This window comes from Microbacterium sp. UBA3394 (assembly GCF_002358725.1).
Taxonomy (GTDB): domain Bacteria; phylum Actinomycetota; class Actinomycetes; order Actinomycetales; family Microbacteriaceae; genus Microbacterium; species Microbacterium luteum.
Window position 1 is genome coordinate 1 of sequence record NZ_DEPK01000237.1, and the last position, 3,722, is coordinate 3,722.

Sequence of the window (3,722 nt, forward strand, 5' to 3'; positions counted from 1 at the left end):
TCTCCGCGTTCGGAGGGTTGCCCGTCCTAATCTTCCGCGAGCGACATGAGGTCGGCGAGGAACGCTCGACGGTCGCGAGAAGCATCGGAGATCACCGCACTCACGCGCGCTCGCCAGCGCTCGAACTCGTCAGCATCCATCGCCCGGAGCGGTCCCATGGCCCAGTCGACATCTTCATCCACGAGGTAGCCGGGCTCCTCGGTTGCCTTCTCGGGGTAGTACATGAATGTGGCGACCGCGATTCGGGCGAGCGCCGCCTCGACATCTGACCGGTTCAGCGCGGGGCGCGCTTGGGAGTTGTCGTTCATAGCGATAGTCCTTCGGACGTTGTCGGTGGTGCGGGGGTTGGCGCATATCCCGGTCGATGGACTTGCGCGCGGCGAGGCGTTTTCCGAAGTCTGTCGTTGATCTCGCGGGCGATGGCGTCCATCCGTTCCTCTTCGGCTGCCGCAACCTTCGCCTTGAGGCGTCGTGCCGTCAGGTTCTCACTCTCGCGGCGTCCCTCGCTTGCCGCGACAGGCTTCACGGCCTCAGAGTCGGCGGAGATCGCCGAAGCCAGACGGGCGCGCATGCTTGCCCGGTTCCACTGCGCAAGCTCGACGGCGCTTGTTCTGGGCCCGCGCCGCATCTGCTTCACCTCTTCACGAGTGCGTGCGCGAGAAAAGAATTCTTCGGCTTCTTTCGCATTCGCGGAACGTTCGGCGGCCGTAACGCGGTGCAGCCTCCGTGGCGGGAGGCCCGCCTCGCGCCGACGCTTCTCTCTCGCACGCCATCGGCGTTGCGTCTCGAGTTGCTTTTCACGGTTGGCCCAGTAGTACGCACGACGGCGCTCACGCACCTCGTCGCCGTGCTCAGCGTAGTACCGCTCTGCGGCGGCGCGCTTTACCTCGGGGTTGTCGCGGTGCTTCGCACGAAGCTTGGCGTTCTGCTCGTCACGATGGCTGTCGCGCCAACGCTTGGTGCGCTGCTTCTTCGCCTCACGATAGCCCTCCGGATCTGCCGCGCGCTGCGCAGCACGACGCTCCCGCTGGTATTCACGGTGCGCCTCGGGATCGGCGGCGTATCGCTCACGCCCCTTCGCGCGCCGACGCTTCGCCGAGGTGGCAGACTTCCGATCCTGAGCACGTTTGACGCGCGCGCTCTCGCGATTGGATGCGCGTATCTGCTCGAGGTGCGCTGCGCGATATCGCACCCGGTGCTCCCTCACCTTCTCGGGATGCGAGGCCTTCCATTGCCGGCTCTGCTCGCGCAGCTCGTCGGCATGACGCTCGCGATAGCGCCGTCTCGACTCGCGCCTTCGCTCAAGGCGCTCACTCTCGGTGCGCGCCTTCTCGCTCGAGGCACCTTGAGCTTCGCCATCCATGACTAGCTCTCCGCTTCGTTCAGCCGACAAGCAAGATCGCTAATCAGGTCAGGCCGAAACCCCACCCAATGACGACCTTCGTCGACGACGAGGATGGGGACGGACAGGTAGCCGAGGTCTCTGGTGACGAATGCGTGAGCCGCTGCGTTGGACGGCTCAGCGAGGTTGACCTCGTGGAACGCGAGGCCGGCAGCATCCAACATCTGCTTCGTAAGACGACACTGCATGCAGTCGTCACCTGCCGTATAGACAACGAGCCGGATCACCGCAGCCTCCGCGCGGCGCGGACGGCGCGATCGCCGATGCGCTCATGAGTGTGCTCGTCGATCCACGCGTTCACCTCGGACACCTTGTATGCCACTGACTTGCCGAACTTGGTGAATTTCGGGCCGCCGCCGTTCTTGCGCCAGCCCGTGAGCCGGCTCAACGGGAAGCCGAGGTTCTCGGCCAACTCGTGCTGCGTGAGGAACGTGTGCTCTGGATCGTCGCACTCGATCTGAAGGACTTTGAACATTGCCCACCTCCACTTGCGTATGTACCAACTGGTTTACGCTGAGTGAAGCACTATCTGCTACTCTGCACAAGAGGTTAATGCGAAAGCGCCGTGCGGTTAGACAAACTAGGGAGGTGAAGGTCGACGTGAAGACACTCGATGGCCAGGAGCTCACCTGGGATGCAGCCACAGAGCCGGTCGGGTCCGCACTGCGCATAGCTCCCGCATTTGTCGCGACGGCTACCGATGCCGCGCTCGGCGTGAAGACGACGCTCACCGCCCGCTACGTTCGTGGCGAAGGGCGGTACGTCATCAAGGTCGTGACGAACACGGCGATTCGCGAAGACGTTGAGGTGAATTACCCCACCGTCGCGAAGGTCGGGATGCAGGCGATCGTGCAGATGGCAGCACCGCGATGCATCTTCCTCACGCTCGAGGATGAGGACGATCCGAACGCGACATGGCTCAGCGTGGATCAGCTGACAACATCTGGCGGGCGCATCCTGCCTCCGATGCTCGCCGCTGAGGTCGTCAAGCGTGGCGCCGGCGAAGCTCGCATGGAAGTCGTCGAGCTGCTCTACGGTAGCGCCGCGCTCGCTGGGCTTCCTCCAGCGAAGCTGCTGCAGCAAGAGCTCGGCATCCCCCACCGCACCGCATCGCAATGGATCATCGACGCCCGCAAAGCGGGCCGTCTCGAGGGTATGAAATACCACGCCGGTCGACCGGCGGGTGGGTAACGTCAGGCCCTATCAAAGCGCGGCCGGCAGACGCTACGAAGTGCGCTACCTGAAACCCGACGGCACCAAGGGCGGTAGGCGCGGGTTCGAACGCAAACGCGACGCTGAACGCTGGCTCGCCGAAGTCGAATCCTCGCGCGCCAGGGGCGCCTACGTCGACCCCAAGGTCGCAAAGGTGACCGTCGATGCTCTTGGCGAGACGTGGCTGGAGGCAAAACAGCACTCGATGAAACCCTCGTCCTTCGCGCCGGTGATGACAGCTTGGCGCCTGCGAGTCCAGCCAACCTGGGGGCGCTGGGAGGTGGGAGACATCCGCCACACCGACGTGCGTGCCTGGGTGGCCAGACTGTCCAGCGAAACCGGCGCCACGGTGACGATCCGAACGTTCGGGGTGCTCGCCAGCATCCTTGATGACGCAGTCTTCGATGGCCGGATACCCAGCAACCCTGCACGCATGGGGCGCGTCGGTCTGCCGAAGAAGAGCCGAGGCCGTCACGGATACCTGACCCATCAAGAGGTCATCCGACTCGCCCAGGCCTCCGGCGAGCGGAAGCTCCTGGTCCTCGTGCTCGCTTACACCGGTATCCGCTGGGGCGAGGCCACAGCCTTGCGCGTGCGCGACCTGGACCTCGCACGCGGCCGGCTACACATCACCGCGAACGCCGTCGAAGTACACGGCAAGATTCACGAGGGCACACCTAAGTCACACAAGGGTCGCCTCGTACCGATCCCCCGCTTCCTCGTCGAGGAACTCCGAGGCGCCCTGCAGGACCGGCCCCGGGATGCGCTGATCTTCCCGGGCAAAGACGGGCAATTCATGCGCCGCACTCGTTCGGACGAAGGCTCCAAGTCCTGGTTCAAGACCGCACTTACGAAGGCCGAGCTGCCGACCATGACAACGCACGACCTACGCCACACGGCCGCATCCCTCGCCGTGCAGGCCGGCGCAAACGTCAAGACCGTCCAACGAATGCTCGGGCACACGTCTGCCGCCATGACACTCGACGTCTACTCAGACCTCTTTGACAGCGACCTCGACTCAGTCTCGGAAGCCCTCGACACCGCCGCCGGCCGAGCCGGCGTCGCTTCGCTGTTCACCGACTCCGACGCCACATCTAACAGCTAAGCC

6 protein-coding genes are annotated in these 3,722 nt (G+C 64.5%); 2 read left to right on the top strand and 4 right to left on the bottom strand.

What is annotated here, in order from left to right; genetic code table 11:
• Positions 1–26: 26 nt before the first annotated feature.
• The 4 genes from B4E30_RS14410 to B4E30_RS14425 are packed head-to-tail and all read right to left on the bottom strand — an operon-like array spanning position 27 to position 1,877.
• Positions 27–308 (bottom strand): hypothetical protein, encoded by a 282-nt coding sequence (locus B4E30_RS14410; protein WP_286795796.1) that lies wholly within the window; start codon positions 306–308, stop codon positions 27–29.
• On the bottom strand, positions 305–1,363 hold the full coding sequence (locus B4E30_RS14415) for a hypothetical protein (protein ID WP_286795798.1): 1,059 nt from the start codon (positions 1,361–1,363) through the stop codon (positions 305–307). The genes B4E30_RS14410 and B4E30_RS14415 overlap by 4 nt, the downstream gene beginning before the upstream one ends.
• Before the next feature lie 2 nt (positions 1,364–1,365).
• On the bottom strand, positions 1,366–1,629 hold the full coding sequence (locus B4E30_RS14420) for a glutaredoxin family protein (RefSeq protein ID WP_286795800.1): 264 nt from the start codon (positions 1,627–1,629) through the stop codon (positions 1,366–1,368).
• A complete protein-coding gene (locus B4E30_RS14425; protein ID WP_286795801.1) occupies positions 1,626–1,877 on the bottom strand; it encodes a helix-turn-helix transcriptional regulator in 252 nt (83 codons plus the stop codon). Before B4E30_RS14425 ends, B4E30_RS14420 begins: the two co-directional genes overlap by 4 nt.
• On the opposite strand from B4E30_RS14425, the gene B4E30_RS14430 reads away from it, so the two are divergent.
• Positions 1,877–2,593 (top strand): hypothetical protein, encoded by a 717-nt coding sequence (locus tag B4E30_RS14430; RefSeq protein ID WP_286795803.1) that lies wholly within the window; start codon positions 1,877–1,879, stop codon positions 2,591–2,593. The genes B4E30_RS14425 and B4E30_RS14430 overlap by 1 nt on opposite strands.
• Positions 2,586–3,719, top strand: a complete 1,134-nt coding sequence (locus tag B4E30_RS14435; protein WP_286795804.1) for a tyrosine-type recombinase/integrase — start codon at positions 2,586–2,588, stop codon at positions 3,717–3,719. The genes B4E30_RS14430 and B4E30_RS14435 overlap by 8 nt, the downstream gene beginning before the upstream one ends.
• Positions 3,720–3,722: the final 3 nt, after the last annotated feature.

Coding starts and splice junctions, on each gene's coding strand:
- B4E30_RS14410 (WP_286795796.1), bottom strand. CDS start 308: ATGAACGACAACTCCCAAGCGCGCCCCGCGCTGAACCGGTCAGATGTC.
- B4E30_RS14415 (WP_286795798.1), bottom strand. CDS start 1,363: ATGGATGGCGAAGCTCAAGGTGCCTCGAGCGAGAAGGCGCGCACCGAG.
- B4E30_RS14425 (WP_286795801.1), bottom strand. CDS start 1,877: ATGTTCAAAGTCCTTCAGATCGAGTGCGACGATCCAGAGCACACGTTC.